24 protein-coding genes are annotated in these 25088 nt (G+C 44.4%); 11 read left to right on the top strand and 13 right to left on the bottom strand.

The features are described 5' to 3' along the window. Positions 1-43: 43 nt before the first annotated feature. Genes OH460_RS23015 through OH460_RS23000 form a run of 4 tightly spaced genes read left to right on the top strand, consistent with a single transcriptional unit; the run spans position 44 to position 4192 of the window. Positions 44-478, top strand: coding sequence for a DUF4402 domain-containing protein (locus OH460_RS23015; RefSeq protein ID WP_008217484.1), 435 nt, complete (start codon positions 44-46; stop codon positions 476-478). A gap of 52 nt (positions 479-530) precedes the next feature. Continuing rightward, entirely contained in the window at positions 531-980 is a 450-nt protein-coding gene (locus tag OH460_RS23010; protein ID WP_061031507.1) for a DUF4402 domain-containing protein, read from the top strand. Beyond that, positions 977-1687, top strand: coding sequence for a fimbrial biogenesis chaperone (locus OH460_RS23005; RefSeq protein WP_186170741.1), 711 nt, complete (start codon positions 977-979; stop codon positions 1685-1687). The genes OH460_RS23010 and OH460_RS23005 overlap by 4 nt, the downstream gene beginning before the upstream one ends. A 54-nt stretch (positions 1688-1741) precedes the next feature. Then, complete coding sequence (locus tag OH460_RS23000) at positions 1742-4192, top strand: carboxypeptidase-like regulatory domain-containing protein (RefSeq protein WP_269999659.1); 2451 nt, start codon at positions 1742-1744, stop codon at positions 4190-4192. A 15-nt stretch (positions 4193-4207) separates the two neighbouring features. Here the strand turns inward: OH460_RS23000 and OH460_RS22995 are convergent, their stop codons facing one another. After that, entirely contained in the window at positions 4208-5056 is an 849-nt protein-coding gene (locus OH460_RS22995) for a sterol desaturase family protein (RefSeq protein WP_269999658.1), read from the bottom strand. An 87-nt stretch (positions 5057-5143) separates the two neighbouring features. Continuing rightward, complete coding sequence (locus OH460_RS22990; protein ID WP_269999657.1) at positions 5144-6157, bottom strand: DUF2804 domain-containing protein; 1014 nt, start codon at positions 6155-6157, stop codon at positions 5144-5146. A gap of 170 nt (positions 6158-6327) precedes the next feature. Between OH460_RS22990 and OH460_RS22985 the strand changes: the two genes are divergently transcribed. Further along, positions 6328-7362 carry an AraC family transcriptional regulator gene (locus OH460_RS22985; RefSeq protein ID WP_269999656.1) on the top strand — a complete coding sequence of 345 codons (1035 nt, stop codon included), beginning with the start codon at positions 6328-6330 and terminating at the stop codon, positions 7360-7362. Positions 7363-7366: 4 nt separating this feature from the next. Here OH460_RS22985 and OH460_RS22980 read toward each other — a convergent pair whose 3' ends face one another. Both OH460_RS22980 and OH460_RS22975 read right to left on the bottom strand, forming a co-directional pair. Continuing rightward, positions 7367-8317 carry a chromosome partitioning protein ParA gene (locus OH460_RS22980; protein WP_269999663.1) on the bottom strand — a complete coding sequence of 317 codons (951 nt, stop codon included), beginning with the start codon at positions 8315-8317 and terminating at the stop codon, positions 7367-7369. A 39-nt stretch (positions 8318-8356) separates the two neighbouring features. Next, entirely contained in the window at positions 8357-9691 is a 1335-nt protein-coding gene (locus tag OH460_RS22975) for a sphingomyelin phosphodiesterase (protein WP_269999655.1), read from the bottom strand. A 415-nt stretch (positions 9692-10106) separates the two neighbouring features. Between OH460_RS22975 and OH460_RS22970 the strand changes: the two genes are divergently transcribed. From OH460_RS22970 to OH460_RS22960, 3 genes are all read left to right on the top strand, one after another. After that, a complete protein-coding gene (locus OH460_RS22970) occupies positions 10107-10628 on the top strand; it encodes a DUF2058 domain-containing protein (protein WP_198777698.1) in 522 nt (173 codons plus the stop codon). 161 nt (positions 10629-10789) lie between these two features. Continuing rightward, positions 10790-11545, top strand: coding sequence for a hypothetical protein (locus OH460_RS22965; RefSeq protein ID WP_269999654.1), 756 nt, complete (start codon positions 10790-10792; stop codon positions 11543-11545). A gap of 312 nt (positions 11546-11857) precedes the next feature. Beyond that, on the top strand, positions 11858-12808 hold the full coding sequence (locus OH460_RS22960; protein WP_269999653.1) for a helix-turn-helix domain-containing protein: 951 nt from the start codon (positions 11858-11860) through the stop codon (positions 12806-12808). A gap of 141 nt (positions 12809-12949) precedes the next feature. Here the strand turns inward: OH460_RS22960 and OH460_RS22955 are convergent, their stop codons facing one another. From OH460_RS22955 to OH460_RS22930, 6 genes are all read right to left on the bottom strand, one after another. Next, positions 12950-14506, bottom strand: a complete 1557-nt coding sequence (locus OH460_RS22955; protein WP_248383601.1) for an amidohydrolase family protein — start codon at positions 14504-14506, stop codon at positions 12950-12952. A gap of 67 nt (positions 14507-14573) precedes the next feature. Continuing rightward, a complete protein-coding gene (locus OH460_RS22950; protein WP_050634483.1) occupies positions 14574-15224 on the bottom strand; it encodes a DUF3299 domain-containing protein in 651 nt (216 codons plus the stop codon). 330 nt (positions 15225-15554) lie between these two features. Beyond that, on the bottom strand, positions 15555-15776 hold the full coding sequence (locus OH460_RS22945; RefSeq protein ID WP_269999651.1) for a hypothetical protein: 222 nt from the start codon (positions 15774-15776) through the stop codon (positions 15555-15557). Positions 15777-15993: 217 nt separating this feature from the next. Next, positions 15994-17466 (bottom strand): aerolysin family beta-barrel pore-forming toxin, encoded by a 1473-nt coding sequence (locus OH460_RS22940; RefSeq protein WP_269999649.1) that lies wholly within the window; start codon positions 17464-17466, stop codon positions 15994-15996. Positions 17467-17926: 460 nt separating this feature from the next. Then, positions 17927-18688, bottom strand: coding sequence for a YdcF family protein (locus tag OH460_RS22935; RefSeq protein WP_269999647.1), 762 nt, complete (start codon positions 18686-18688; stop codon positions 17927-17929). Between the two features lie 307 nt (positions 18689-18995). Next, positions 18996-19880 carry a LysR family transcriptional regulator gene (locus OH460_RS22930; RefSeq protein ID WP_269999646.1) on the bottom strand — a complete coding sequence of 295 codons (885 nt, stop codon included), beginning with the start codon at positions 19878-19880 and terminating at the stop codon, positions 18996-18998. A gap of 142 nt (positions 19881-20022) precedes the next feature. On the opposite strand from OH460_RS22930, the gene OH460_RS22925 reads away from it, so the two are divergent. Together OH460_RS22925 and OH460_RS22920 are read left to right on the top strand one after the other, a co-directional pair. Beyond that, on the top strand, positions 20023-21033 hold the full coding sequence (locus tag OH460_RS22925) for an aldo/keto reductase (RefSeq protein WP_269999645.1): 1011 nt from the start codon (positions 20023-20025) through the stop codon (positions 21031-21033). 9 nt (positions 21034-21042) lie between these two features. After that, a complete protein-coding gene (locus OH460_RS22920) occupies positions 21043-21435 on the top strand; it encodes a GlcG/HbpS family heme-binding protein (RefSeq protein WP_269999644.1) in 393 nt (130 codons plus the stop codon). A gap of 97 nt (positions 21436-21532) precedes the next feature. Here OH460_RS22920 and OH460_RS22915 read toward each other — a convergent pair whose 3' ends face one another. From OH460_RS22915 to OH460_RS22905, 3 genes are all read right to left on the bottom strand, one after another. Then, positions 21533-22906 (bottom strand): L-cystine transporter, encoded by a 1374-nt coding sequence (locus tag OH460_RS22915; RefSeq protein ID WP_116870446.1) that lies wholly within the window; start codon positions 22904-22906, stop codon positions 21533-21535. Positions 22907-23091: 185 nt separating this feature from the next. Continuing rightward, positions 23092-23787, bottom strand: coding sequence for an NAD-dependent epimerase/dehydratase family protein (locus tag OH460_RS22910; RefSeq protein WP_269999643.1), 696 nt, complete (start codon positions 23785-23787; stop codon positions 23092-23094). 202 nt (positions 23788-23989) lie between these two features. Then, positions 23990-24247 (bottom strand): hypothetical protein, encoded by a 258-nt coding sequence (locus tag OH460_RS22905; protein WP_269999641.1) that lies wholly within the window; start codon positions 24245-24247, stop codon positions 23990-23992. A gap of 185 nt (positions 24248-24432) precedes the next feature. Between OH460_RS22905 and OH460_RS22900 the strand changes: the two genes are divergently transcribed. Next, entirely contained in the window at positions 24433-25044 is a 612-nt protein-coding gene (locus OH460_RS22900) for a flavin reductase family protein (RefSeq protein ID WP_269999639.1), read from the top strand. Positions 25045-25088: the final 44 nt, after the last annotated feature.

Here is a 25088-nt window from a genome sequence, read left to right as displayed (position 1 = left end):
TAACCCTAATAATAAAGTCGAATTTATATAAAGGATTAAAGAAATGAACAAAGTCTTTAAGGTTGTTGCTGTCTCTGCACTTTCTATCTCTTCAGCGAACGTTTTCGCTGTGAGTGACACTTTTGATGCAACATTAGAAGTAAAACAAGCAATTACAATGACAAAAACCAGTGATTTAGACTTCGGTATCATCACATCAGACAACACTACTGATGTTGTTGTCGCTCAAGGTGATGCAGGAGCTGCGGCGTTTACGCTTTCTGGAGAGTCTGGTGATACGGTAACAGTAAGTATTTCAGATACCAACTTGGTTAACGGCGTAAATACAATCGCGGCAGAATTTGACTTTAATAACGCGATAACTCTTACCGGGGGTACTGCGGATCTTAATATTGGTGGCACTGCACGGACTTCGAGCGCAACATTAGTCGCTGGTACTTATACTGCAAACGTTGCAGTAGATGTAACTTACCAGTAATTAAATGAAACTAGTCTAATATTGTGGCTGTTATATTGCAGCCGCTTTTACTATGAAGTCTCTATTTAGATGTGTAGTTAAGTACACGGCTTATATTGGTCTTATTTTTTATTCAAGCCCGTTCTATGCTCTGGAAATAATTCCTGAGAATATGGAAGTAAAATTTCCGGGCATGTATGTTTCCGGTTCTGGACAGAATGCCGATGCTAATCCATCGAGTAGTCAGATTTATGTGGTGCGCTTTTATGTCGAAGGTGAGCCAGGGAAAAAGATCGTGGTTTCGCTCCCATCTAACCAATACCTTAACCATTCCCAAAAGTCTAAACGTCTTCGTATCAAAAAGTTCTATTTTGGCTGCGGCTTGTCGAAAAGGGGCAGAGCGAAAATAAAAGGGAATGGCAGAAGTAAACTGCTGTGTATTGGCGCAAGAGTAAAAATCGGCGCGAATCACCCAGCTGGCGTTTATACCAGTACCATTCCTTTTGAGGTTAATTATAAATGAAGTTATTTATCTCATGTATTGTCGGCTTACTTTTCACTGCACAAGCCTATGCTCAACTCCTTATTGCACCAACACGTTTCGTCTTAGATGCTGATACCTCTGTGACAGAAAAAATCGTGGTAGAAAACAATTCAGATGAACCGATTCGATTAGAGATAAAACCTATCTATCGACCAGTAAAGGCAAGGGGGCTGGTGCGTACCGATGCCAATATTGCTGAGTCTGAAAACATCGCTGATTGGATTAAAGTGTCACCACCGATTATTCGTGAATTGAAGCCTAACCAAAGGCGCACCGTTCGCCTGCGCATGAACGCCTTACCTGCGGACATGCCTGATGGTGAATACCGTGCTTATCTATGGTTCTCTCCGATAGCGAAAGCGCCCGAAGCCTCACCGCCAGACCTGTCCAGAAAGGTGCGATCTAACAATGGTTCAGCGTTCCAGCTTAACTTCCACATCAACAGTTATGTGCCGGTTTACGTACAAAAAGGTGAACAGGTCCAAGATGTTAAGTTTGAATGTGATGAACAGAACCTCAAGATCACCAATGACGGTAAGTTTCAGTTCAGCGCCAAACTGAATGTCGACGAACACAGCGAAAAGGTGGTGTTGTTGCGTAATGCTGAATTAACCAAATCGCTTCCGAAAGGCTCAAAGATTTCACTGGTTCAAAACGACGAGTCTTTGCACGAATGTGTTCTATAACTTGAGCTGTATGCTGTCAGTGCTTACGCGCTCGATTGAGTGACGATAAGATTCATGTTCCAGCACCTGTTATGTCGACTTGTCTTGCTTGGCTCTTTGCTTCCATTTGTCGCTTATTCGCAGTCAGAACAGGAAAGCGAGGCGAGTGAACTCTATCCTGCTCATATAGAGGTGCGAGTAGGACAAGTCGGTGATAGCTTTTACCGTGTCATGATGGATGATTACGAAGAGCCGTTCATATCGATATCCAATGCGGCTTTTTCGCTGTTAGAGATGAACGGGCAGTGCGATGACGTGGGTTATTGTGAAATCTACCTGCCGCAAGATGTGGGTAGAGAGTCTCCCCCCTATATTGTTGATACCCAGCAAGCGCTTTGTTATCGCGATGACAATAATATCCAATCAATTAAGTTTGAAGTGATTGAGTCTGAAACCTATATCCACTGGTACAGCCTACAAGCGTGTATCCCTGCCAAAGTCCGATGGGACATTGATGACTATCGGCTAACCGTGTCGCCAGAGTTCAGTTCGTTAACAGAGCTGGAAGCGGTGATCTCGAAGATCAAGAATGAATCCCGCAAGAAAGCCGAAGAATTAAAACGTGCCTCTAACGTGCCTGCGGTCGATCCCCTTGCTGGGGTGGGATTAGCGACACGAGTAGCAACGTCTGTATATCACGACAGTGAAGAGGGCGGCGATGTTTACGTTATTTCCGATACCATTTTAAGCACCGAACATTCCTTATCCCGATTGTCTATTGATTCGAGAGAAGATCAGCCCATCGTTTATTACAACATTGCGGTTGAGACTAACGATGGTGAGGGCTCGCTTGAGTTAGGGCATGTATTGTTGGATGGCAGCGTTTTTACGGTTAACCAAACTCTTGAAGACGGGCTTTACTACACCAATCGAAACCGTCAGCCAGAGTTCGGCAACTTACAATTGGAACGTACAACTCAACCCAATATCAGCATTGATGTGTTGGTTAATGGTATCTATCAAACCACTTATCGTTCTGATGAGTTTGGACGTTTTGTCATTGAAGAAGACAACATTTCCCCAGGTGACACCATAAAGTTTCGTTACTACTTGTCTAAAGGGGTGTGGCAGGAGGAAGAGATCACCGTTGCTGGTTTAGAAGATGCCTTTTTACCACACAATGAATGGGGCGTTGAGGTGGTAGGTAATGAAGGCGCGGATCGAGCTGGCGCTGTCTCGTTAGAGTATGGCCTCGCTGATTATTTTACCGTGGGTAGTGCTTTCAGACGACAGCATGGTAAAGACTTGGTCGGTTTTCAGGGACGATATTTACCGACACATTGGTTTGCTGGTCATATTGGTTGGTTGCCCGATTTTAATCGGTTCCCAATGGAGTTTGATATCTTGCTAGGTGCCGATCAGTCCGCATCGATTGAACTTAATAAGACCGATGAATTGGATTTAGAGTCGATGGAGTATGATGTCTTCAAGTACAACTTGTCACTTGCAAATCTCACTGCCTTTTTAACGGTAAGAAACGATGACGACGAGTTAAGTGTAGAGCCAAAAGTGAACGCCAAAGTGTCGAGTAACCTGTTCCTTTCTTATGCAGGAGATTATCAATACACGAAAGATACCCACCAAGATAGTTACTTGCATACCGTCGAGCTCGCCAAAAGCGGCTTCTCTGACACATCGTGGAATATATCTGGAACAGTGAATGGGTCTGGACATCATGAACGCACTGAGCTCTCCTTAAGAAATGCCTGTAAAGAGTGTGTGCTTGATCCTTTGAAGGTATTTCAAGAGCTGACCACTAATGTATCGGCACGCTACCAGAAACAAGAGGTCTCATTTACTGCCTCTTTGGAAGCACGCGTGAATCCATATCTGCTCTTTAAATTGGAAGGCACAGAAGACCGATATGGCGTCGAGATGACCACGGAATTTGGTGCGAAAACCTATTTTGACGAAGATATTGGCGAGTTTGTTGAATGGAATCGATACAACCACTCTAAACTGACCGGCATCGTGTATGACCATCACAAGCAACCTATAGCCGGAGTCAGCTTACAGGTCTTAGACCAACGTGCTGTTAGTAATTCAAAAGGAAGGTTTGAGTTTTCAAGTGTTCCTGCTAGAGAAAAGCTACCAATTTATATCGATGAAGGAGCGTTAGACCTCAACTTAACACCAATTCAGAATCCAGTGTTTGTAAATACTAAGCAGGTGGGACAAACCCATGCACCGATCGAGATGGTGGTGTCATTTGGTGTGGATGGCTCTGTGGAAGGGGATATAGAGAGCAATGCGTACCTGCATTTTAAACACATCCAGAAAGGCACCGAATATTCCAGTGAAATAGAGAGTGATGGCTTTTACATGGTCGAAGGGCTTATCGCGGGTAAATATATTGTGACCTTAGAGATGGGAGACAAACGATTCGTACAAGGTGCCGAGTTGGATGGGGATTTTTGGGTAAGCGACCTCACATTCAACCTCATTGATTTTCATAAGGTGTACTAAATCCGATCGCTTTGTTTAGTCCGAGGGAGGTGAGAGTATCAATCGCACTTTCTGTTTCATGGTTAGCTCTCGGTTCCTCAAATCTTTGACTATCGCGTTCCATTCTTGAAAGGTGACGACTATCGGGTTAAAACTGTTTACGGGTTTGGTGACGCCGTAACGTACAGTTTCAATTTCAGGCTCGAACGTACCAAACAATTTATCCCAAATGATCAAAACGCCGGCGTAGTTCTTATCGATGTATTGCGGGTTTTTGCCGTGATGCACTCGATGATGCGAAGGGGTGTTGAAGATGTATTCCAGTGGCCCTAAGCTTCGTATCCACTGAGTATGCACAAAGAACTGCAAACCTAAATTGAGAAGCACCACAAAGATCACCCATTTAGGGTCAAAACCTATGATGACCAGCGGTACCCAGAATAGCCACATCCCAGCAAGTGGATACATTAAGCTTTGACGGAAAGCCGTACTGAAGTTCATGTTTTCTGAACTGTGGTGTGCCACGTGTGCAGCCCACATCCAGCGAACACGATGGCTTGCTCTATGGAACCAATAATAGAAAAAGTCTTGTAACACCATCAATACAACAAAACTCAGCACGCCCATTTCAATGTCCATCAAGCGCCAACCAAACAGCCAAAGGTACAGCTGCACGACCAATAACCCGGTGAGCAAATCGGAGAGTTGGTGCATTCCCGCCAGCGTGAAATTACACATTAGTTCTGAAAGTTTATAGCTCGAGTTATCTGGCAATCGACCTTGCTTCTGGCCTATAAAATACTCAGCCAACATGCACACCACGAACAAGGGCGCTAATACCAACAGTAGCCATTCTGGGTGATTAATTAATGCGTCGATATTCATGTTTTATCCTTGTTGAGACGCCATACGCGTTCTTAGTATCAAGCTTACTTAGACTTGATCGTCTGAGATTCAGTCAGCAGAATTTCGCTACCAGCGAGCAAAGTGATCTTCTGTTAGACCAAGAACACCATCGAGTTGATGTGTCACTCCATTGTTGTCTTCAATCGAGCCAGAAAAGTGACCAACGAACTGGCGAAAGTTACTCTTTAACAGCCATAAATTGAGCTTTTCGCTGCGGTTATTGAGGGGCGTAAAGGTCAGGTTTATACGTCCATCTTGTGATGTTATCTTCCAAGGTAAATTCGTGTCTTGGCGACTAAACACAAACTGCACCGGGTTAAGTAAGTGCCGAGTTCCATTGATCCATAATACGTTCTCGCAGCCTCCGGTTTCATTGACGCCTGCTGCGAGGTTCAAGCCAGTATTAGTACCATTGGATTGCGTGTTAATACTTGCCCAGCGCCAACTGGTCTCACGTCTCATGTAACCCGCTGAAAAGTCATAACCTGCACGAGCTTGAGTGAGATCGAGTGATTCTCCTTTGATTTGGATGTCGCCGCTGATGTTCAAAGCATTGTGCTTTTGAGTGTAAGTCCAACCTGAATAACCCGTTGGGCTGCACATCGCGATGGGCAAGCTATCAGTTTCAGGCTCTAAAGCGATATCGGCCTTGATGAGTTTGGTATTCAAGCGAACTCGCCATTGTCCGTCTTCAATATCAAAGGTGATACTTTGATCTGCAATGCTTGTCTTTCCTTCGAATGGTGAACGCGTTACATGCTTATCAAACCCTAATGGCCTCAACCAAGATGACTCTTGCAGATGGTTGTTTTCTATGTCGTACAGATAACAAAATGCCGAGCCTAAGTAGCGAATATCCGCGATAGCGACGCCAATAATATGTGTGTCGGTGACGATGCTGACAAACTGGAATTGTTTGTAGTGGAAGTGCTTCTGCCAAGAGTTTGCTTTTGAATTCATCGAGTTTCGGTAGTCAAAGTTTTCGATGTTCAGGTGCTTTGGGATGCCATCGAAATGTCCAATGATCGGCTGACCATTAGAATCAATCAAACTGTGTGGGGCTGGGTTGGTTTTTATCATTGCGATGGTTCACATTATTTTAACAACTAATACCATTGTGCGATGAGTAGCGTAGAGTTGGGAGGTCATATTCGGACAAGAGCATGTTACCAATCACGATTTTGTCAGCATGTGCTGTTGAAGTTGAGTAGTCATGTTGATGGGAATGGGCTCGATATAAGGAGAGACGATTGGAGATTATCGCGGAGTACAAGCCAGCCGGGCATCGGCATCAGTTGGGTACACTAGATATCGCGCTGCTGTTGAATACGCTAGAGCAGCGAGGCGTTGTTATTGAAAGGCTACTCAATGATGTGGGTTTGCCGAATATGGATTGGAGAGACCCGAATGGAAAACTGACATATGCTGATAAACTTGCGTTGTTTAGCGCGGCTAATCAGAGCTTTCCTCATGATGGCTTGGGGCTTTGGTTGGGAGAACACGCTAGCTTGAGCCATTTTGGTGTGTTGGGTTATGCGCTATCAACCAGTCAAAATGTCGGGGAGGCCATCAAGTCGGGCTTCAAGTATTTGCGCCTGAATGGTCCTATCTTCTCGGTTAAACTGCTTCTAGATTCTGAACAAGCAGTGATTCAGATTGAGAACACCTTGGAAGTGGGCGATCTGCTCCCTTTCTGCAGTGAGTATTTCTTGAGTTCAATTGTCTCTTTGTTCAAAGAACTGACTGGTCATGAATTGGATATTCACACCTTGGCTTTGCCTTATGCTCGCACTAATTACGCCAAGCTCTATGACGAGCGTTTCCAGTGCCCTGTTGTTTTTGAGCAGAGCCATTGTGAACTGCGTTTTAATGCCTCGGTTTTGTCGCAAACCTTATTGACTCATGATGCCGCGACACTGAAGCGCTATCTTGCGTCTTGCCAGTCGATAGTGGAAACGTTGGACTCTGAGCATCTGCTGACTAACCAGATCAAAACGATCTTTTATCAAACTGCAGGCAGCTTTCCGACTATAGAACAACTCGCGGATGAGTTTGGTTGTAGCTCTCGTACACTCAGGCGAGAACTGGTTACTCATGAATCCAGCTATCAAATATTGCTGACCGAAGTTCGAGTGGAACTGGCCAAAGAGCTATTACTCGGCACAACCATGAGCATTGATGACATCGGTGAAAGGCTCGGTTATAGCGACCCTGCAAATTTCAGAAGGGCATTTAAAGGGTGGCTCAATAAAACGCCCGCACAGTTTCGGGATGGTTTAAGTTAAGGCGTTACTTGCTAAAGAACTGCTCCCTGAAATCGGTGACTTGCTGCTGATAATAACTGTCCCAATCTTGTTGAGTCCAAGTGGCATAACTTGAGGAGCGCTGAGAGCCTAAGGTCGCTTTGATTTGATCCAGTTGCTCGTGATAACTCATCACGGTTTGTTGCTGTTGTGCGACTTGTTGTTCTCGCGCGGCAATGTTGCTGGCCTGCGCTTCATCTAAGTAGGCATCTTGAAGGTCGGCTTTGACTGATTCTAATTCAGCAGGGCTATAGCTGCTGGGTATCAAAGAGACTGCCAGTTCATATTTTTGAAGCTGTGTTTCGGCGTTTAACGTGTCTGTAGTGTTTTTCCATTCACTAAGCAAATCTTGATAGTTGGCCAAAAACTGGCTCGCTTCGTTCTCTTTAAGGGTGTTGGCGTCAAGCGTAAAATCCAAATGAGTAAACTGGTCTGCGAATAGCTGGTGGGCCAACTCTCCCCATACTTGCTGTGCAGATTGTTTGAATAGGGCAACACGCTCTTCAAGAGTCTCTATGGATTCAAGAGGGATAGTGCTTTGGGTTAATTGCCAGTCGACTGATAGCTGCGGATAGTCGCTCAATAACTCAAACCATATGCCTGGCAAATCTGATTTCAATCGCGCGAGTTGCTCTGCACAGTCATCACGTTGTTGGCAAAGCTTCCAGAACCCATCGAGTTCATCGAATAGAGCTTTACCTTCAAGTTCACTTAAGTTTTCAGCATTCGTTTCCCCGCCCGATGATACAGCTTCGGCTGGTTTGCTCTGTGATGCTGCATTTTCCGAACTGGGGGTTGCAGTTGGTGTGAAATTATCGTCAGCAGTTGTCGTAGAAACACGCGGCTTAGGTTCTGTGTGTTGAGCAGAAGATAGCGGTGTTTCGTTCGTTTTTGATGACCACGAATAGCCAATAATGCTCGCCGTTAAGACGAGCATTAGGATTAATATAACTCGTTGCATTATGGGTTCACCGAGTTACTTGATGACAGCGCTAACAGGGAAGTGGTCTGAAAGGTTGTAGTGCTTCCATAGCTCACTGCTTGTTGATCTTGGGACATCCACACGATTGTCATTATGAGCTTTGGCGGCATATTCCGAGCTCACTACTACATAATCGAGATACTCAACGTTTTCACCACCCGACATAGGTTCACCCGCAAAGTTGTTGATGCGTGGATCAAAGGTAGACGCGGTGTAACCAGAGTAGGTTGGTTCATCAGCCTGCAGGTTAGCGAACATCTGTTGGTAGTCGCCTGGGAACTTGAGCTTGTTCACGTTGAAGTCACCGCTGTAAACTACAGTTTCTGATGCCGGGATATTCAGAGACTGCGCCAGTGCACGCATCTGCTTGAATTGACGTTGTCGGTAATCACGAGCGGTGTCCGTATCGAATGATGCCGTGTGGGTGCCGAACACATGGTAAGCCTGACCATTCTTGATCACTTCGGCGTAGTTAACGCCTTTATCAGCAAAGCAATCTGTGCCGGTGCAATCCGGGAAAACATACTGAGCTTCATTAACGATAGGGTAGCGGCTGACAATGATTACACCGCCGTCATAGATGTTAATCCCATCTTTATCGAGCATTTTAGTTTGGTAAGGGTATTCTTTGGCCAGCTCACGTAAGAATTCATCTCGACCGTTGGCAAACACCTCTTGAAGTGCGAGTACGTCGTAGCCTTTGACATACTGAGGGATCAGGTCGTAGCGGTCACCAATATGGGAGGCGATCGCAGGAAGAGCCCAAATGTTATACGTCATGACCTTCAACGTATTCGCATCAGGGTTCGGTTGCTCATCCACTTTTGGAGGGGTGATGGTGTAATAAATATCATCGTAGCGCGCTGTAGAATCGGCTTTGAGGGCTAGCTCTGCGTTGACCCCGAAGGCATCGGTTGTGCTGCGATGAATATTACGATCGTCATGCAACGTTAGGTTGACGTCTGCGGCACTCAAACCATGTTGCAGTGTCGAGTTATACCAATGTCCCTTCATTGTTTGGTTGAGCGTGACACTCTCGCCCACAGCGTTCGATATCACAGTGTCAAACTCATAGGTCTCCCCAGACTTTACTCCAGTCCAGCGATTGAAACTGATCAGCTTCTTCGTCTCCCAAGGGCCAATCTGTTCAACATGCTGTTGCCACTCATCACCGAGTTGAAGCAGGTCGGTACCGGTGTGGTTGGCTTGAATGGTCATTACTTGATTGGTGTTATTGGTGAGATACACGTCGGTATCTGCGATCGCAGAGGTCGAAGCGATTGATGTGGATGCCACAAGTGCAGCTAACCAAGTCCATTGAGTTTTCATCGTTTACGTTATCCTTATTGATTGATGTCTAGAATAACGTAGTCAAGAGTTATGACATTGGAGTTATAACTCTATGGCATTTATTCAAATATGAGATATATGCCAAGGTTTTATAAAATTGATTAACCATTGAAAATTAACATATTGTCTTGTTGGAATGATAAATGGTACGCGCGCGAATAATAGAGTTAGGTATTGCTTTCGAGTCTGTGGATCAGCCAATGTTGGCGTGCTTAAACGAAAACTGTGTGTCGCGGTAAAGTGGAGGTCGTGAGCAACAAGAAGGGAATATGGACACAGTTGAGAGCTATCAGCACAAATTTTGCGATTGTTCTGTAATTTATTCTTGTTCAGTAAACAGAAACCTTAAAAACAGGTATGATAGTGCCGTTTTTAATCCTGAACTGGGAAAGTCATGGCAAAGTTAACACTCCAAGAGCAGATGCTTAAAGCTGGCTTGGTAAATGAGAAAAAATTAAAGAAGGCGAAGAAAGGCTCTAAAAAGTCTCGCGTTCAAGCTCGTGAAGCAAAAGCAGCGGCAGAAGAAAACAAACTGGCGCAGCAAGCAAAAGACAAAGAATTAAACCAGCAGCTGAAAGAGAAACAGTTGAGCAAAGAGATCAAAGCTCAAGTGAAACAGCTGATTGATATGAATAAGATTGACCAGAAAAATGGTGAGATCAAATATAACTTCACCGATGGTACTTTGGTTAAATACCTATACGTAGAAGAGCTGACTCAAAAGCAATTGAGTAAAGGTATCTTGAGTATTGCACGTCAGGGCGAAAGCTATGTCGTGATTCCAACAGCGGTAGCGAACAAAATCGCAATGCGTGATGAGGAGTCAATCGTTGATACTCAAACAGCAAGCACTGATGAAGTTGACGAGGATGACCCGTACAAAGACTTCGTGATCCCAGATGATCTTATGTGGTAATCCGTTTTACCTAGCTCCATTCTAATGGCTAGCTAAGTTTACAGGATCTAAGAATGCAGCGAACAATCACTCGATTGACGCTGCATTTTTTTGGCGCGAAATGACCTTAATAAACCTAAGCAAACCTCTATAGTGCGTCCCCTTAATACGGGAGAACATACATGAAAAAACGCACCAAAATTGCTTTCGCAACCACTCTGTTTTGCGCTGGCATCACTTTAGCTCAAGCACAAGATTCTAATGAAGAAGTGATTGATCCTTCGAACCTGACCGCCGTTAACACATCCGCTTATTTAGGCTTTAGTAACCAAGGCGACGTGAAACTGTCGGGCTCTATTGGCTATGGTTTACAAAACGGTCAAATGGCGATGGGTACCATCGAAGGAACCATGGACCAAGACGGAAAATACAAAGACAGCCGACTGCAATATTTCCATGTTATGAATTTCGCTAACCCTGTTATGCCGTCAGCGGCGGGCTCGATTGATATTATCGACAATACTCAGTTCACGACAGCAGCGTTGGGCGGAGTTGTGATGATCAAACCGGACGTAGAAAACCTAACTCTGTTCGGTCGAGTGGGCGTGCTAGCGGGTGATTATGACAGTGATTTTGCATCTTCGATGGGTGAACAAAAGACCGACATACTCGGTGGTATGGCTGCGGCGTATATTTCATGGAAGCCGGGTGCTGATGGCACGTACTTTATGCTTTCACCTGAATACACCTACATGGATGGTGACATTGAAACCTCATTACTGAAAAGCTCAATAACTGCGGGTACGCCTTTGTCGAGCGATGGTACTCGTTGGGGGCAATTTAAGATTGAAAACACCAATGGCAGCATGAAATCTGCATCGAAAAAAATCGATATTGATGACACGGTAGCGTGGGTTTTCTATAAGGTTTACTTCTAGAACCTACACCTATTTAACGATTAAAAATCCCGAAGCATGGAGGCTTCATTCAATTTCAGTTTCTCAGCTTACTCCTTCACTTTCCGCAACCTGTTTTAATATCGCCCCTTGTACGCTTCTTCCATCTGCTTACCCAAAACCATTCAATCAAAGATCTATGCCCGCACACCTATGTAGCTCTTATCACTTGCAGTGTATTTTCGCAGCATACTTTTTCGCAACGTACTACTCAATGTTTCGGTAACAGTTCACATCGAAAAACAATTAACGCTATAGTCGTTAATAGATAGTCTCTAAGGTTTTAATCGCTTAATGCAGAATCCTATTAATATCAGTAATTCAAACAACCTTGCTCCCTTTTTAGCTTACTTTGAACAAAAGGGGATTGAGTGGCGAAAAATTGCGGCTGAATACGACTTCCCTGAAGATATTGAAGACCAAGAGTATTGGTTGTCTTCTCATCAAGCGATGGCCTTTCTCGGTGCAATGGTCAAACAAACCAATAAGAATGTTGGGTTTGACGTGGGGCGGTTAATCACGCTTGACCAAATCTCGCCTGAGTTAGTTTCTGAGTTCTCGGGATGTGAAAACTTAGAACATGCACTTCATCATCTCCTTGAAATGATGCCGACGTTAAACAACTACATGGTGGTTTGGGTCGATAAAATTGATGGCAAGTGGTACTTGTGTCACCGAGGCTCATACCATCCTTCGTTACCCGGCTATGACCAAGCAGAATGGTTTCGAACCTTTGCTTATATTTCGCTGTGTCGCATGTTCTTGGGTAATCATTGGGAGCCTAACTCGGTGTTTATGAGTTTTCCTGAGCACTTGGCGAGAGATGTTACCGATGCTGAGAATCTAGAAGCGTTCCGTTTCGATCATGCGTTTGGTGCCATTGAAGTGCCGTTGTCAGCGGATTTTGTCCCAGTAGATAAACTAATAGACAGTGATTGGTTGACGGTAATTAATGCACTGGTACAAACCTACGCGGTGCTACCGTGGTTTAACATTCAATGGCTTGCTTCATTGATTGGAACTTCGTCACGTTCTCTACAAAGGCAGTTCACTGATCATGGTTGTACATTTAGGGGGTTGCGAGATGAGGCTCGTTGTCAGGTGGCCAAGCGGTTGCTTAAAGCCAACACATCACCTTTCGAGACAGCATGGCGATGTGGCTATACCGACTTATCCAACTTTAACCGAGCATTTAAAGGGTGGGTGGGCAAAACGCCGGCGCAATATCAAAAGCAAACCAGCTAATTAAGATATGTTTTAACGGATAAACAAAAAGCCAGCCCGGTCTAGATGTAGTTTGGGCGGGGCTGGCTTTAGTCTGATTTAATCTACTTTTTACTTAATCTAACTTTGAGTTGTTATCTAATCTCTAACGTTCGATTGACCTTACTTCTTAGTGTCGCGACGTATAGCTTGTCCTGGGGCTGCACTTGTTACAAGTTCACCATCTTGAACCACAAACTGACCGTTAACTAACACGGTATCAATGCCTGTAGAAATCGCAGCCGGTACTTGGTATGTCGCTTTGTTCGCTACTGTTTTTGGGTCAAAGATAACGATGTCTGCGTCCATACCCACTTGGATACGGCCTTTTTTCTCCATTTGAGGAACGAAGCCATCAAGCACAGTAGCAGGCATGTAACTCATTTTGCGAATCGCTTCTTCCATAGAAAGCAAACCACGCTCTCTTACGTACGTACCTAAGATTTTAGTGAACGTACCGCTCGATCTAGGGTGCGCAAATGCCTCGCTTGGAATTGGCCACTCATCACCATCGTAATAGCTTACCTTGCCATCTTCGATCAACATCCAAGGCATAGAGTCTGATTCAATCAACACATTGGGATGTATGATTGACTTATCCAGTGCAGACAACTCACTTGGTACCGCTTCATCTAAGAAGTGCCAGTTAATGATTGAGCCCGGTTGTTCTTTCTGTGCTTTGAGAAGCTCTTCGTTATTTAGGCGTTCGGTACCCATTTGGATACTTTCTTCTTGATAGCCTAAACGTTCTTTCCATTCTGGCCCGCTAAACATCGCCGCGCCAACCACCGTACTTGCTGCTCCCCATGGGTAAGCGCCGGCTGTAACATGAAAACCGTTCTCGGTTGCTTCATCGAACAGTTCTAATGTCGCGTCAATATCACGCAGTGAGGTACTGTTGATGTGGTTGATGTGCATCTTTGCGCCAGTCAGTGCTGAGTTCGCAATCAGCTCTTGAATAGCTTCAAAGCTGCTTCCTGGTTCCATCATGCTGGCGTAACGAACGTGCGTGTAAGTCGCAACGTCGCGCTCTGCTGCAAGTTTAGAAAGGGCATAATACTCTTTTTGACCATAGCCCGGCGCATAACCCGCATTGATACCAATCCCGATTGCACCTTCGTCTAAGCCTTGTTCAACGTATGCCATGATCTTTTCTAGCTGCTCTGGTGTCGCGATTTTCTGCTTCCAGTTATCGAGCCCTTGCATGCTTTGAAAGTACTGCAAATTAGCTTGTGGCTCACTGTCGGTGAACGTTGCGATACGAGCAAATGTCCACGCTGCTGATGCGCCATAGTTAATCGGCAGGTTCTTTTCTGCCTGTCCTTTGTACCAGTCGCCGATAGGCAAAATACCCGATTCTAATTCAAGGGCAGTGGTCACACCTTGTTGCGCCTGCATACGATAGCCAGCAATGTTTTGACCATGGTGATGGAGGTCGATGAAACCTGGAGAAACAATGTGATCGTTCGCATCAATGATGGTTTTACCCGTGATTGAATCTTTAGTGATCGCTTCAATGGTACCTTTGTTGATACCAATATTTCGTACATCACTCAAACCTGTCTCTGGGTCGATAACATGACCACCTTGAATGACAACGTCGTAGCTTTCTGCGTAAACATTAGCTGCTGACGCAATTAAAACGATGGGTAACGCAACAGAGCGAATGGATGATTTCATGACTGCTTTCCTATTGAAAATAAATACGTTATTGAAAATGAATACGTTATTGCAAGTTGGCGAATTACTAAGGGTAATTGACTTTATGCGCCGCCATTGAGTAACCCGTGCTGATCACTTCAGTGCCATCAATGAATGAGATAGGTAGATCTTGTTCAAAGGTTGCGATATCTCCCGATACCATAACGACTCTGTAAAGGTCCTGAAGTGGGAACCCTTCATCAATATCGACAATAATGGTCTGATTTGCCGGTGGTGGCGGGGTATGGATACACGCGCCTGCGATGGGTACCAAAAGAAACTTCGTCGTTAACATGCCGTCCATTTCAAGCGGGACAACAAAGCCCGGAATAGTTACATCGTTCAGTTCGAGGTCGGTGTTGACCGTAGTTAAGCGAATGTGCTCTACCGCCAATGCTTCTTCTCTCAGTGCCAGTAGTTCATCAGCATCATAACCAGATTCACTTAATGCGAGCTTGCTTGCTTCGTATTGCTCTGTCTCTTCAGAGTTCATCTCGCGCTTGAGGCTCGTTTTCTGATAGTTCAAAACGGCAAATAGGTTAGATACTTGGTCTTGATTCAACGCGGGTAGTGCGACTTCTTTTGTTGGCGGCGGAATCAGGTCTTCCCACATCACCATAGTTGACGACATAGCACTAAAGCTAAGCAGTAAACCTGGTAACAGAGTCGTAAAGAGTGAACTAAATCGAAATAGCATCTGATGGATTCTCCAGCGTTGTCGTAGGGTCGTTCGCAATGTCTCAGCTATTCGCTATCAATCTAAACGAATAGTAAGTAACGAAGCTTTGTCAAATCCTATTGATTTTCTCTCCGTAATTCGTGCTGTGAATAATAGCAACCAATGAAAATACAGATAGGTCACTTTGCGCCAAGAGTGGGTGGGTATTCTGATAGGAGGAAGAGGGATTATTGAAGAATAAAAAGGGCGTAATAAATGAAAAGCCCTGATGCGCTTTTAATTAGAAAGAGCATCAGGGCTTGTTTGCATTTGAACAGGAATTGAGACTGATTGACGTTCGTTCGCTAGCTAATGTTCTGACATGCCGTAAACAAAGCTATCATTGGCACTTGCATGATCGATAAAATCGGTATCGGCGCGCTGTTCGTGTTGGTCATAGCCATCGAAGTAACAGTCGCCAATTTCATTGCGCGGGCAAACGTGAATGTGGTCTTTGATGACCAGTTCGGTAGAGCAGCATGGGCAGTGTTTTACATGTCCAGTGAGTACCGTAGATCGATTTGGTTTCATACATCCTCCTGATAGGCTCTGTAATCTGAGTGCCTATTTGCACCCTAAGTTACGCAAATTAGTGTGTCGTTATGATTTCATTTTTAAGTCAATGAAAAACGATTCAGAAAGTGAATGCTTAGCGGCTAATAAAGATGTATGACTGAGAGAATGTAAGACGAATCAAGCCCAGAGCAGACGCAATGGGCTTGGAATAACAGCTGAAACTTTCTATGGGTTATTGCTGCATTGGGGTAAGCGTTAGCTGAGCGCTGTTATAACCCAGTTGCGCTAGAGCCGCAGGGTCGAAGTCAGTCAGAACTTCGATGTCACCTGCGTAGTAGGTTGTGTAATCGCCTAAATGTGTCATGGCATTAAATGAATCAATAGAGTGCTCGGTACCGATATCGATCATTCCAGAATATTGTGACTCCGCATTAAACTGACCAGAAACATAAGAGTAGAAAGGGCGAACACTCGCGCCAGCGGCATATTGCATGCTACTCAAGCCATTGGTGTTGATTGCCCAGCTCCAATCCCACCATTTCATCTCTCCAGGAATATAGCGGTGGTCCCATTGGTAGCGGATATTGGCTTGATCTTCGCTGGTGGTTCCCATGGTAAAGGTGTGAGAGACCGTCGGGCGGTTTGTTGGGTGTGAGCTTAGCGCATTGCCGCTATAACGAAGGAAACCTGTGAAGTTCACGTCGTAACTCATGTTGGTTTTGATACGGTATGGGTAAGTGATGGTAGAGCGTAAGAACTCAACTCTAAATGGTAATACTGATCGAGCAGGTACCGTTAAGATGGCTTGAAGGTCACTCGCCTTAGAGCGCTGCCCACTATTGGTATCAGCGAAATGCTGGCCTTTTTCTAACACCACTCGAACATCGGTTTTTCCAGCTTGAGGCCAGTTAAAGTCTTCGTTCATCAAGACAACATCTGCAAGGTCAAAACGATTGGTTTTATTCCACTGCGTTGATTGTAAGAAATGAAGATCGACGATGATCTGTTTAGGCTGCTCGGTCTTATTGATGGCGTAAGCTGAGAGGGGGCTAATTAGCTCTTGGTCTGTTTCTTCAACGGTACCGTATGAGAAGCCTTTCGTATCGAGCGTGTAAGCGAAGTTATCGACGGTGATTGTCGTTTTCTCATTACAACGGTCACCTGTACAACTGCCATTACTATTTCCCTTGATCTCCCAGCCATCGTTAAGCTGATTTATCGCCATGTCTTGACCAACATAGAGTCCGTCATCGCCACCTACCCATGCATAACCAAGGTTGTGTGCGAGATATGCTAATGGCCTGATGAAGTATGCATTGTCATTGACCAAGCTTCTCTGAACCCCAAGGTTACTGCTTTCTTTGATTGCTTGCGCTGGGTAGTATGGTAACCCCGCTTCTGGTTTATTGGGGTAACACCAGGTTTTGTCACTTAACTCTCCATGCTTAATAAGCCCGTGGTAACCAGAGCCCATGATCACCCAATCATCTTTAAGACCAAAGATATCCCAAACGTTCATGCGAGAAACAAGCGCAGCTTTGTGTTCCTGCGCTTCAGTATGAGTCAGTGGGCGATAGTCGGAGCGACAAACATCCTCACCGAGGTTATCCAACACGACTTGGTCTGAATAGATTTTGGCATTAACAGAATAAGACGTTAATGATGTGGCAGCGATAAAGAGCGCAGTTTTACTGACGTTGAACATTAATGAGTTCCTAATTGCCATTGTTTGGCTTTTTTATTAGATATTATTTATATGTGTTATTTGAAGCCGAGGGCTCCTAGCGGCGTGTACTCTGTCATATAAAACGATCGCAAAAATACTGAATTGAATTGAAAAGAAATTCTCTTTAATTTCAGTTGCTTTTAGTGATTAAAGTGTCATTTGATAAAGATTTTCTCTTTATTCTCTGTCTTTTTTATTGAGCGGTGCGTACTCAGGTACGGGATACCTTTTGAGGTGTGTGTAAGGCTTTCGATGAAACGATCAAAGGTGGCGAGTTCAACAAACAGGTTGATACTGATTGTCTTGCATAGATGGTAAAGAACATAGACAAAACAGATACAAAAATGCAGCGATAACCCAAGGGTTGTCGCTGCATTTTCATTTATAGTGATTTGACTACCTTACTTAGAGCAGCCTTCGGTAATCGGCGAGTGTCTTATTACGCTTCGCCTGGTTTTTCGCGTTTGCTGTTCCAACCCATAAAGTTGTAGATGTTGTATCGCGCAAACCCGATTTGTTCATGCAGAGCAAAGTCTGTTACCGCAAAGTTATACCATAATGGCAGCCATGAAGTTTGAGCTGCCATGTAATCAGCTCTCACTGGAATCACGTTCAATCCAAAGTGGTTGAAGTAGAGTTCACTACGGCGAATGTGCAGGCCAGATGAAACCAGCACAATGTTGTCGAATTGGTGATGTTTCATCAGATCGCTGGTCAGCTGCGCATTTTTCCAAGTGTTCACGCTGTTCGGCTCCTGGATAAGGTCGGCGATTGGAACACCCAGTCTAAGCAGTTGTTGCTCGTAAATTTCAGCCTCTGTGACACCGTTATTCTGAGCATCACCACCACTGATGATTACTTTGCATGTAGTTTGCGTTTTAGCACACTCTTTATATTGGCTTGCCGTTTCACTGATTCGGCCATAAGAGAAAAAGGTGGGCTCGAACTCTTGTGTGCTTTTAATTAGCTGCGTGCCTGCACCAAGAAGAACAATCGCATTATTATCCGACCATTGGATCTCAGGCTTGCTTTCGTAATTCGCTTGCAGGTCGTCTAGTAAATAACGAGGAATTAAACCCGTACCAATCAGCACAAATGACGATATAAGAACAAGAGATAAAAAAGTGGAAGCTGCTCGCCATTGAAGTAAGCGAGTTATGAAAACCAATAGTAGAAGAAGTAAAAGTATAATAAAGCTCATGGTGATCCCGTTATCGAACTGGTGTCAATTTAATGCAGCATATTGAGGTGTTGAATTATATATCAATCACGGTGATACTTCATAGCTAACTCATTGTATTATTGAACAAATGCACGATTTCCTGTAATTAAATAAGATATCTAATAGGAGGACGAGTAAAAGTGCTTTATTATTGTTCAATAACCCCGAGCAAAATATAGGTATATAAACGAAGGGATCATTTAAACCCTATTTCGTGTTATTTAAACTCTGTTTCGTGTTATTTAAATGAGTTACTTTCGCTTGCCTTAAATCACTAGCCCATCATTTATCGACTCAAACTTTCAAAGTAATTCTGAACAAACTTAATAAACACTTGGTGCTTTTTAGCAGGGTAGATGACTTGCGGATAGAACAGGTAAATACTGTTCCCTTGTTGTAAGCACTCGTCGGGTAATACTCGCTCTAAATCGCCACGTTCAACTTCTTTGTCAACGTAATAACTCGCGATACGAATAATCCCGTTTCCCATCATGGCTTGTTGCTTGAGTAAGTGATTGTCATTGCTTGAGAGCCAACCTGACACATCGATATTTGCCGATTTTAAAGGCCACTCAGTTTGATGAAGCGTTGCTAAGCATTGGTGATTGCTTAAATCGCTCACGCTGGTGGGGCGACCAAATTGGTTAAGATAGCTGGGGGTTGCAACCAAATCGTGTTGATAGGTAATCAATTGTTTCGCGATCATGTTATCTGGCGGAGTATTGGTGGCACGAAAGGCGATATCGATATCATCGTGGTTGAGATTAAAGTTGGTGTAACTGCTGTTAATCTCAAAGCGAATCTCGGGGTATTGCTGTCTAAACTGCTGGCAGATATCGAACAGGAACACCTCTGTAAACATCTTTGGTGCCGTAAGGCGTAACGTGCCTTTTACGATGTCGTGTTGCTCGGAAACGCTGCGCTCGAGCTGCAACACTTGAGAGCGTATCGTTAAACCTTGTTGCAGTGCGCGTTCGCCTTCTTGGGTTAGTCGTACACTGCGCGTGGTTCTTACAAGCAATGGACACTGTAAGTCGCTTTCTAGTCGTTTGATTTGCTCTGAAAGGTAGCTCTTGGATATACCAAGCTTTTCCGCTGCCTTGGTAAAGTTAAGTTGCTGAGCAAGTTCTACAAATAGGATCAGACGTTCTATTCTTTTGTGCTCGTTCATTCGCGTATTCCTTCAAAGCTACCCATCTTTATTGTTCGCTATACCAAACAATCATTTCGTTACTAGCATATTCTGTTTTTTAAAAAGAACAATATGATAGAGGCATATTTATTGGCATCAAACCTTCTAAGCGAGATCAAGTATGACGAACAGCATTGATTCAACGAACAAAAATGATAATCAAAAGAACATCCCACTATCAAAACATCTAGACGGTGTTGGACAAATCGCTTACGGATGCATGGGGCTTGGAGGTGGCTGGAACGACAACCCGGTAACGACTGCTGATGTAGCTCAAACACGTAGCGTAATTGACACAGCATTAGAGTCGGGAATTAACCTGTTTGACCATGCTGACATTTATACTTTCAGTAAAGCAGAGCAAGCCTTTGGTCAAGCGTTACAACAAGCCCCTGAACTGCGTGATCAGATGTTCATTCAATCCAAGTGTGGTATTCGATTTGAAGGTGAAGGCAACGTTGGTCGCTATGATTTTTCGGCTGATTGGGTAAGCCAATCGGTAGAAGGTATTTTGAAGCGATTGAATACTGAAAAGCTAGATGTGCTGCTTTTGCATCGCCCTGATCCGTTGATGGATTTGGATGAACTGGCAAGAACGCTGGAGAATCTGAAAGTACAGGGCAAGGTAGATTCCTTTGGTGTGTCTAACATGAACAGTCACCAAATCCAGTACCTGCAATCTGCGCTCGGGCAACCTATCGTCGCGAATCAAGTTGAGATGAGCTTAGCCAAATTGGATTGGTTGAATGATGGGGTGATGATTAACTCGCAAGGGCACCATCAATCAGACTTCGCTGCAGGTACTATTGAACATTGCCAGATGAATAATATCCAACTGCAAGCTTGGGGCTGTTTGGCACAAGGTCGATTTGCTGAACAAGGTTTATATTCAGAACATGAGAATGTGAAGAAGACCGCGCACTATGTCGCCCAGTTAGCCAATCAATATGGCGTAGAAAGCGAAGCGATTGTGTTGGCGTTTCTACTTCGTCACCCTGCTAGTATTCAGCCTGTCATCGGCACCACCAATCTAGAGCGAATCAAGGCGTCTGCGGTTGCGACTCAGATTAATCTCACTCGTGAAGAGTGGTACAACTTATACGTGTACTCACGTGGTCAAGCATTGCCATAGGGGAAGAACATGTTGAATCAAAAAATAGTACAGCAACTTGTGTACAGTGCTCTCGACATTGCAGGGCACAACAACCAATCCATCGCTGTGAGTGTATGTGATACACATGGTGAACTGCTGGCGTTCTCCCGAATGGACAATGTTAGCGTGCAAGCAGGCTTGTTGGCTCAAAACAAAGCTTATACCTCAGCTAGAGATAGACAACCGAGTGGTAATTTAGGCGCTTGGGCGAGAGAAACTGGCAAAGATTTCAGCTATTGGACGGACTCAAAAATCACTGGCTTCAAAGGTGGTGTTCCAATTGAACATCAAGGGCAGGTGATTGGTGCTATTGGTATTAGCGGATTAAGTGAAGATGACGATGAAGCATTAGCTGAGAATGTGATTCGATTAGTGCTTTAAGTTCTAACGTTTACAACGCAGTTCTGACATAAGACAGATAATAAAAAACCGATGCATGGGCATCGGTTTTTTGTTGTTCGAGCTGTTTGATTCAGAATTAAGCGTTCGCCTGTTCCAGATCTTGTTGCTTGTCTTTCTTACCTAATAGGCGACTTGTAATAGTACCGGCCGTCATCGCACCAGATACGTTAAGCGCTGTACGAGCCATATCGATAAGTGGCTCGATAGAGATAAGCAGTGCTGCAATCGTTACAGGAAGGCCCATAGCTGGAAGTACGATAAGTGCTGCGAACGTTGCACCGCCACCCACACCAGCGATACCGAAAGAGCTCACCGTGATGATTGCAATCAGAGACAGAATGAAGTTGATGTCCATTGGGTCAATACCAACCGTAGGTGCAACCATAACTGCAAGCATTGCAGGGTAGATACCCGCACAACCGTTTTGACCAATTGTTGCGCCGAAAGAGGCCGAAAGGTTAGCAATTGCTGGTGGCACGTTTAGCTTCGTGATCTGAGCTTCGACATTCAGTGGAATCGTTGCAGCAGAGCTACGCGAAGTAAAAGCGAACGTTAGAACAGGCCAGATTTTTTGGAAGTATTCTTTCGGGTTTACGCCAACAAAAGAAACCAACACACCGTGAACCACAAACATCAATAGAATAGCAACGTAAGACGCTACGATGAAACCTAGTAGGCTTAAGATGTCAGAAGCACTTGATGTTGCTACTACTTTCGCCATTAACGCTGCGATGCCGTATGGCGTTAATGCCATGATCATCTTAACTAAGCGCATCACGATAGATTGAGCCGCTTCAACGAACGTACGAATTGGTGACTCTAGCTCTTCTTTCTCTGCCATTACTTTACGAGCAGCAATACCCGTTAGCACACCAAAGATAACAACTGCGATGATAGATGTTGAGCGAGCGCCTGTTAGGTCTGCAAATGGGTTGGTTGGAATGAAGCTAACCAGCATTTGTGGAATTGTTAGGTCTGAAACGCTGCCAATGCGGCTTTCTAGCGTTGCGATACGTGCTGTTTCACGCGCACCTTCTGTCAAACCTTCAGCAGATAGGCCAAATGCCTGAGTTACTACAATACCAACAATCGCAGAAATCGCTGTGGTGGCTAACAATACAGAGATCGTGATGCCAGAGATTTTGCCCAGTGAACCGCCTTTCTCAAGCTTAACTACCGCCGCAATCATCGAAACTAGTACTAATGGCATGATGACCATTTTCAGTAAGCCAACGTAACCACGACCAACAATGTTTACCCAGTCTAGCGTTTCGTTAATAACAGGGTTGCCTTCACCAAATAGCAGCTGAAGACCAAGACCGAAAGCACTACCAAAAACTAAACCTAATAGAACTAAGCGCGATAACGTGTTTTCTTTTTTCTGCTGTCCGTAGAGAAAGAAGAGGATACCAGTGAATACCGCTAAGGCAGCGATAGCTGAAAGTGACATTTGTTTTCCTTATGAATTTCTTTGAATCGATAGGGCGCTTAGATATATGGGCGCAAATACTGTTAGCTACAGTAGCGACCTGTAACAAAACGTAAAATAAGGAAAAGTAATTAAATAGAACGATAGGTAATATCCACTGAATGATATGAGTGGATATACAACATTATGGTGAATAGATGAGCTTTTTAGCGATATTTTGCCAATAAATTGAGCATGTCATTGGATGAGTAAATTTCGATATTTTGGAAATTATTTTCGAACAATCGGAACAACATGGCCTGAGCGACATCTTTTGATTGGATAGGGCGTAGGTTTTTGAACTTGCCAAACATAAATGGTGTCAGAAGAGGAAACACGCTTTGTAGCAGCTTTTCATCGGCTCTTGGTTCTTCTCGCTCGCCAACCAATGGCCCAGGGCGTGCAATGAACAGTTGCTTGAAGCCGATACGCTTTAAGTTCTGCTCCATTTGCCCTTTACACTTGAGGTAGTGCGAATAGGAATCAGTGGACGCGCCATAACTGGACACAACCGCAAGGCGTTGAACTCCAAGAAACTTCATCGACTGAGCTACGTGGCTGACCAACTCTACGTCGACTTTACGCAATGCTTCTTTCGAACCTGCCTTTTTCTTGGTGGTTCCTAAGCAGATGATCCCAAGGTTGGGTGTGGTTTTGTTATCGTCCCAACTGGTGACTTGCAGATCACTATGAATCAGCGTGTGGAGTTTTTCTGAGTGGAACTGTGAATCGAGTGCTCTTCGGGACAAAGCGTAAATGTGCTGTATCGCAGGCTCGTTGATGAGCAGGTTCATCACATGATGACCAATCAGTCCGGTAGCACCAGCCACTATGATTGATGTCTTATCTCCAGAAATACTCATAACTATCCTTAATCCGTTTACAAGTGCTTGTTTAATATAAACAGTGTGCGAATTTTAAGCGAATTAAAGTTTGATAAATGAGGGGTTAATGCGGTGGTTGTTAGTGATGTATTTTCTATAGCAAGGAGCTGGATCCGGTATTGGTGCCCCCCAAAATAACAAAGCCCGTTGGGCGACGGGCTTGTTACTTTCTTCGCAAAATTTAGGTGAAGGACAGTGGGATTTTCCTTACCTTTTTGCTTGCTTTCTTACCTGATTTATTTGGTTTTCTTTTGCTTGAGTTTGGAATCATCGCACCTCCTAAATCATTTTTCTGAGCTTTACTTTTTTCAACCGGTTGTGTTGCTTGGTGTTGCATTTTGTAGCTAACAGCGTGGGTGTTCACTGTATGGGTACTTATCAATGGAGAGATTAACAAGTACATTACATAAAGCATAAAGGGTGCCAAAACGTAAGTCATTGATTCTTCGTTTTTGTAGTTCTAGGAGCTCAACTACATTGTCTTTTTGATTCTCAATTTGAGAAAAAGTGGTTTTGAATTGCTTAAATTAAGAACACTCTCTGCGGTTTCTGTTACTTAGGCATAGATACAGCTTTGCTTAACACGTAAACTGGGTCGTAATTCACATAGACCAAGGATGTGCTATGAACCTCAAGCTTGATACTCTCGCTCCTACTCAGATTTACCACCTGATGACGCAAACCGTCGTGCCTCGTCCTATCGCGTGGGCATTAACGGAATCTGCTGCCCAAGAATACAATTTAGCGCCTTTCTCTTATTTCACGCCTGTTTCAAGTAACCCGCCGCTACTGATGTTATCGGTCGGGAAGAAGCCATCGGGCGAAATCAAAGACACCACTCGTAATGCCCTTGAAACGGGTCAGTTGGTTATTCACATCGCGTCAGCCAGTTCTGCCGAGGTGATGACAGCGACAGCAGCCTCGCTCGATCATGGTGACTCTGAAGTCACCGCGAATAATATCGAGTTGGTTGAGTTTGAAGGTTTTTCTTTACCTAGAGTGAAGGAGTGCGCTGTGGCTTTTGGCTGCACCTTGTATGAAGTTAAAGAAGTCGGTGAAGTACCGCAAAGCCTTATCTTTGCGCAAATTGAGCAGGTGTATATAGCTGAAGAGGTGATCGATAAAGAGAGCGAACGCTTGAAGATTGATGCACTAGCACTGGATCCTTTATCCCGACTAGGCGGAGGCGAATACGCCACGCTGTCCAATGTCTTTTCTGTCGCTCGTCCTAAGTAAGCGTTAACTATTTAGCTTAAGCGAATAAGATCGTTAAACCCCGT

Origin of the sequence: Vibrio sp. Makdt (genome assembly GCF_027587015.1) — a bacterium.
Taxonomy (GTDB): domain Bacteria; phylum Pseudomonadota; class Gammaproteobacteria; order Enterobacterales; family Vibrionaceae; genus Vibrio; species Vibrio chagasii_B.
Note: the sequence above shows the minus strand (reverse complement) of the source record. Positions and strands in the feature narration are given on the sequence as shown.

Coding starts and splice junctions, on each gene's coding strand:
- OH460_RS23015 (WP_008217484.1), top strand. CDS start 44: ATGAACAAAGTCTTTAAGGTTGTTGCTGTCTCTGCACTTTCTATCTCT.
- OH460_RS23010 (WP_061031507.1), top strand. CDS start 531: ATGAAGTCTCTATTTAGATGTGTAGTTAAGTACACGGCTTATATTGGT.
- OH460_RS23005 (WP_186170741.1), top strand. CDS start 977: ATGAAGTTATTTATCTCATGTATTGTCGGCTTACTTTTCACTGCACAA.
- OH460_RS23000 (WP_269999659.1), top strand. CDS start 1,742: ATGTTCCAGCACCTGTTATGTCGACTTGTCTTGCTTGGCTCTTTGCTT.
- OH460_RS22995 (WP_269999658.1), bottom strand. CDS start 5,056: ATGAATATCGACGCATTAATTAATCACCCAGAATGGCTACTGTTGGTA.
- OH460_RS22990 (WP_269999657.1), bottom strand. CDS start 6,157: ATGATAAAAACCAACCCAGCCCCACACAGTTTGATTGATTCTAATGGT.
- OH460_RS22980 (WP_269999663.1), bottom strand. CDS start 8,317: ATGCTCGTCTTAACGGCGAGCATTATTGGCTATTCGTGGTCATCAAAA.
- OH460_RS22975 (WP_269999655.1), bottom strand. CDS start 9,691: ATGAAAACTCAATGGACTTGGTTAGCTGCACTTGTGGCATCCACATCA.
- OH460_RS22970 (WP_198777698.1), top strand. CDS start 10,107: ATGGCAAAGTTAACACTCCAAGAGCAGATGCTTAAAGCTGGCTTGGTA.
- OH460_RS22965 (WP_269999654.1), top strand. CDS start 10,790: ATGAAAAAACGCACCAAAATTGCTTTCGCAACCACTCTGTTTTGCGCT.
- OH460_RS22960 (WP_269999653.1), top strand. CDS start 11,858: ATGCAGAATCCTATTAATATCAGTAATTCAAACAACCTTGCTCCCTTT.
- OH460_RS22955 (WP_248383601.1), bottom strand. CDS start 14,506: ATGAAATCATCCATTCGCTCTGTTGCGTTACCCATCGTTTTAATTGCG.
- OH460_RS22950 (WP_050634483.1), bottom strand. CDS start 15,224: ATGCTATTTCGATTTAGTTCACTCTTTACGACTCTGTTACCAGGTTTA.
- OH460_RS22945 (WP_269999651.1), bottom strand. CDS start 15,776: ATGAAACCAAATCGATCTACGGTACTCACTGGACATGTAAAACACTGC.
- OH460_RS22940 (WP_269999649.1), bottom strand. CDS start 17,466: ATGTTCAACGTCAGTAAAACTGCGCTCTTTATCGCTGCCACATCATTA.
- OH460_RS22935 (WP_269999647.1), bottom strand. CDS start 18,688: ATGAGCTTTATTATACTTTTACTTCTTCTACTATTGGTTTTCATAACT.
- OH460_RS22930 (WP_269999646.1), bottom strand. CDS start 19,880: ATGAACGAGCACAAAAGAATAGAACGTCTGATCCTATTTGTAGAACTT.
- OH460_RS22925 (WP_269999645.1), top strand. CDS start 20,023: ATGACGAACAGCATTGATTCAACGAACAAAAATGATAATCAAAAGAAC.
- OH460_RS22920 (WP_269999644.1), top strand. CDS start 21,043: ATGTTGAATCAAAAAATAGTACAGCAACTTGTGTACAGTGCTCTCGAC.
- OH460_RS22915 (WP_116870446.1), bottom strand. CDS start 22,906: ATGTCACTTTCAGCTATCGCTGCCTTAGCGGTATTCACTGGTATCCTC.
- OH460_RS22910 (WP_269999643.1), bottom strand. CDS start 23,787: ATGAGTATTTCTGGAGATAAGACATCAATCATAGTGGCTGGTGCTACC.
- OH460_RS22905 (WP_269999641.1), bottom strand. CDS start 24,247: ATGACTTACGTTTTGGCACCCTTTATGCTTTATGTAATGTACTTGTTA.
- OH460_RS22900 (WP_269999639.1), top strand. CDS start 24,433: ATGAACCTCAAGCTTGATACTCTCGCTCCTACTCAGATTTACCACCTG.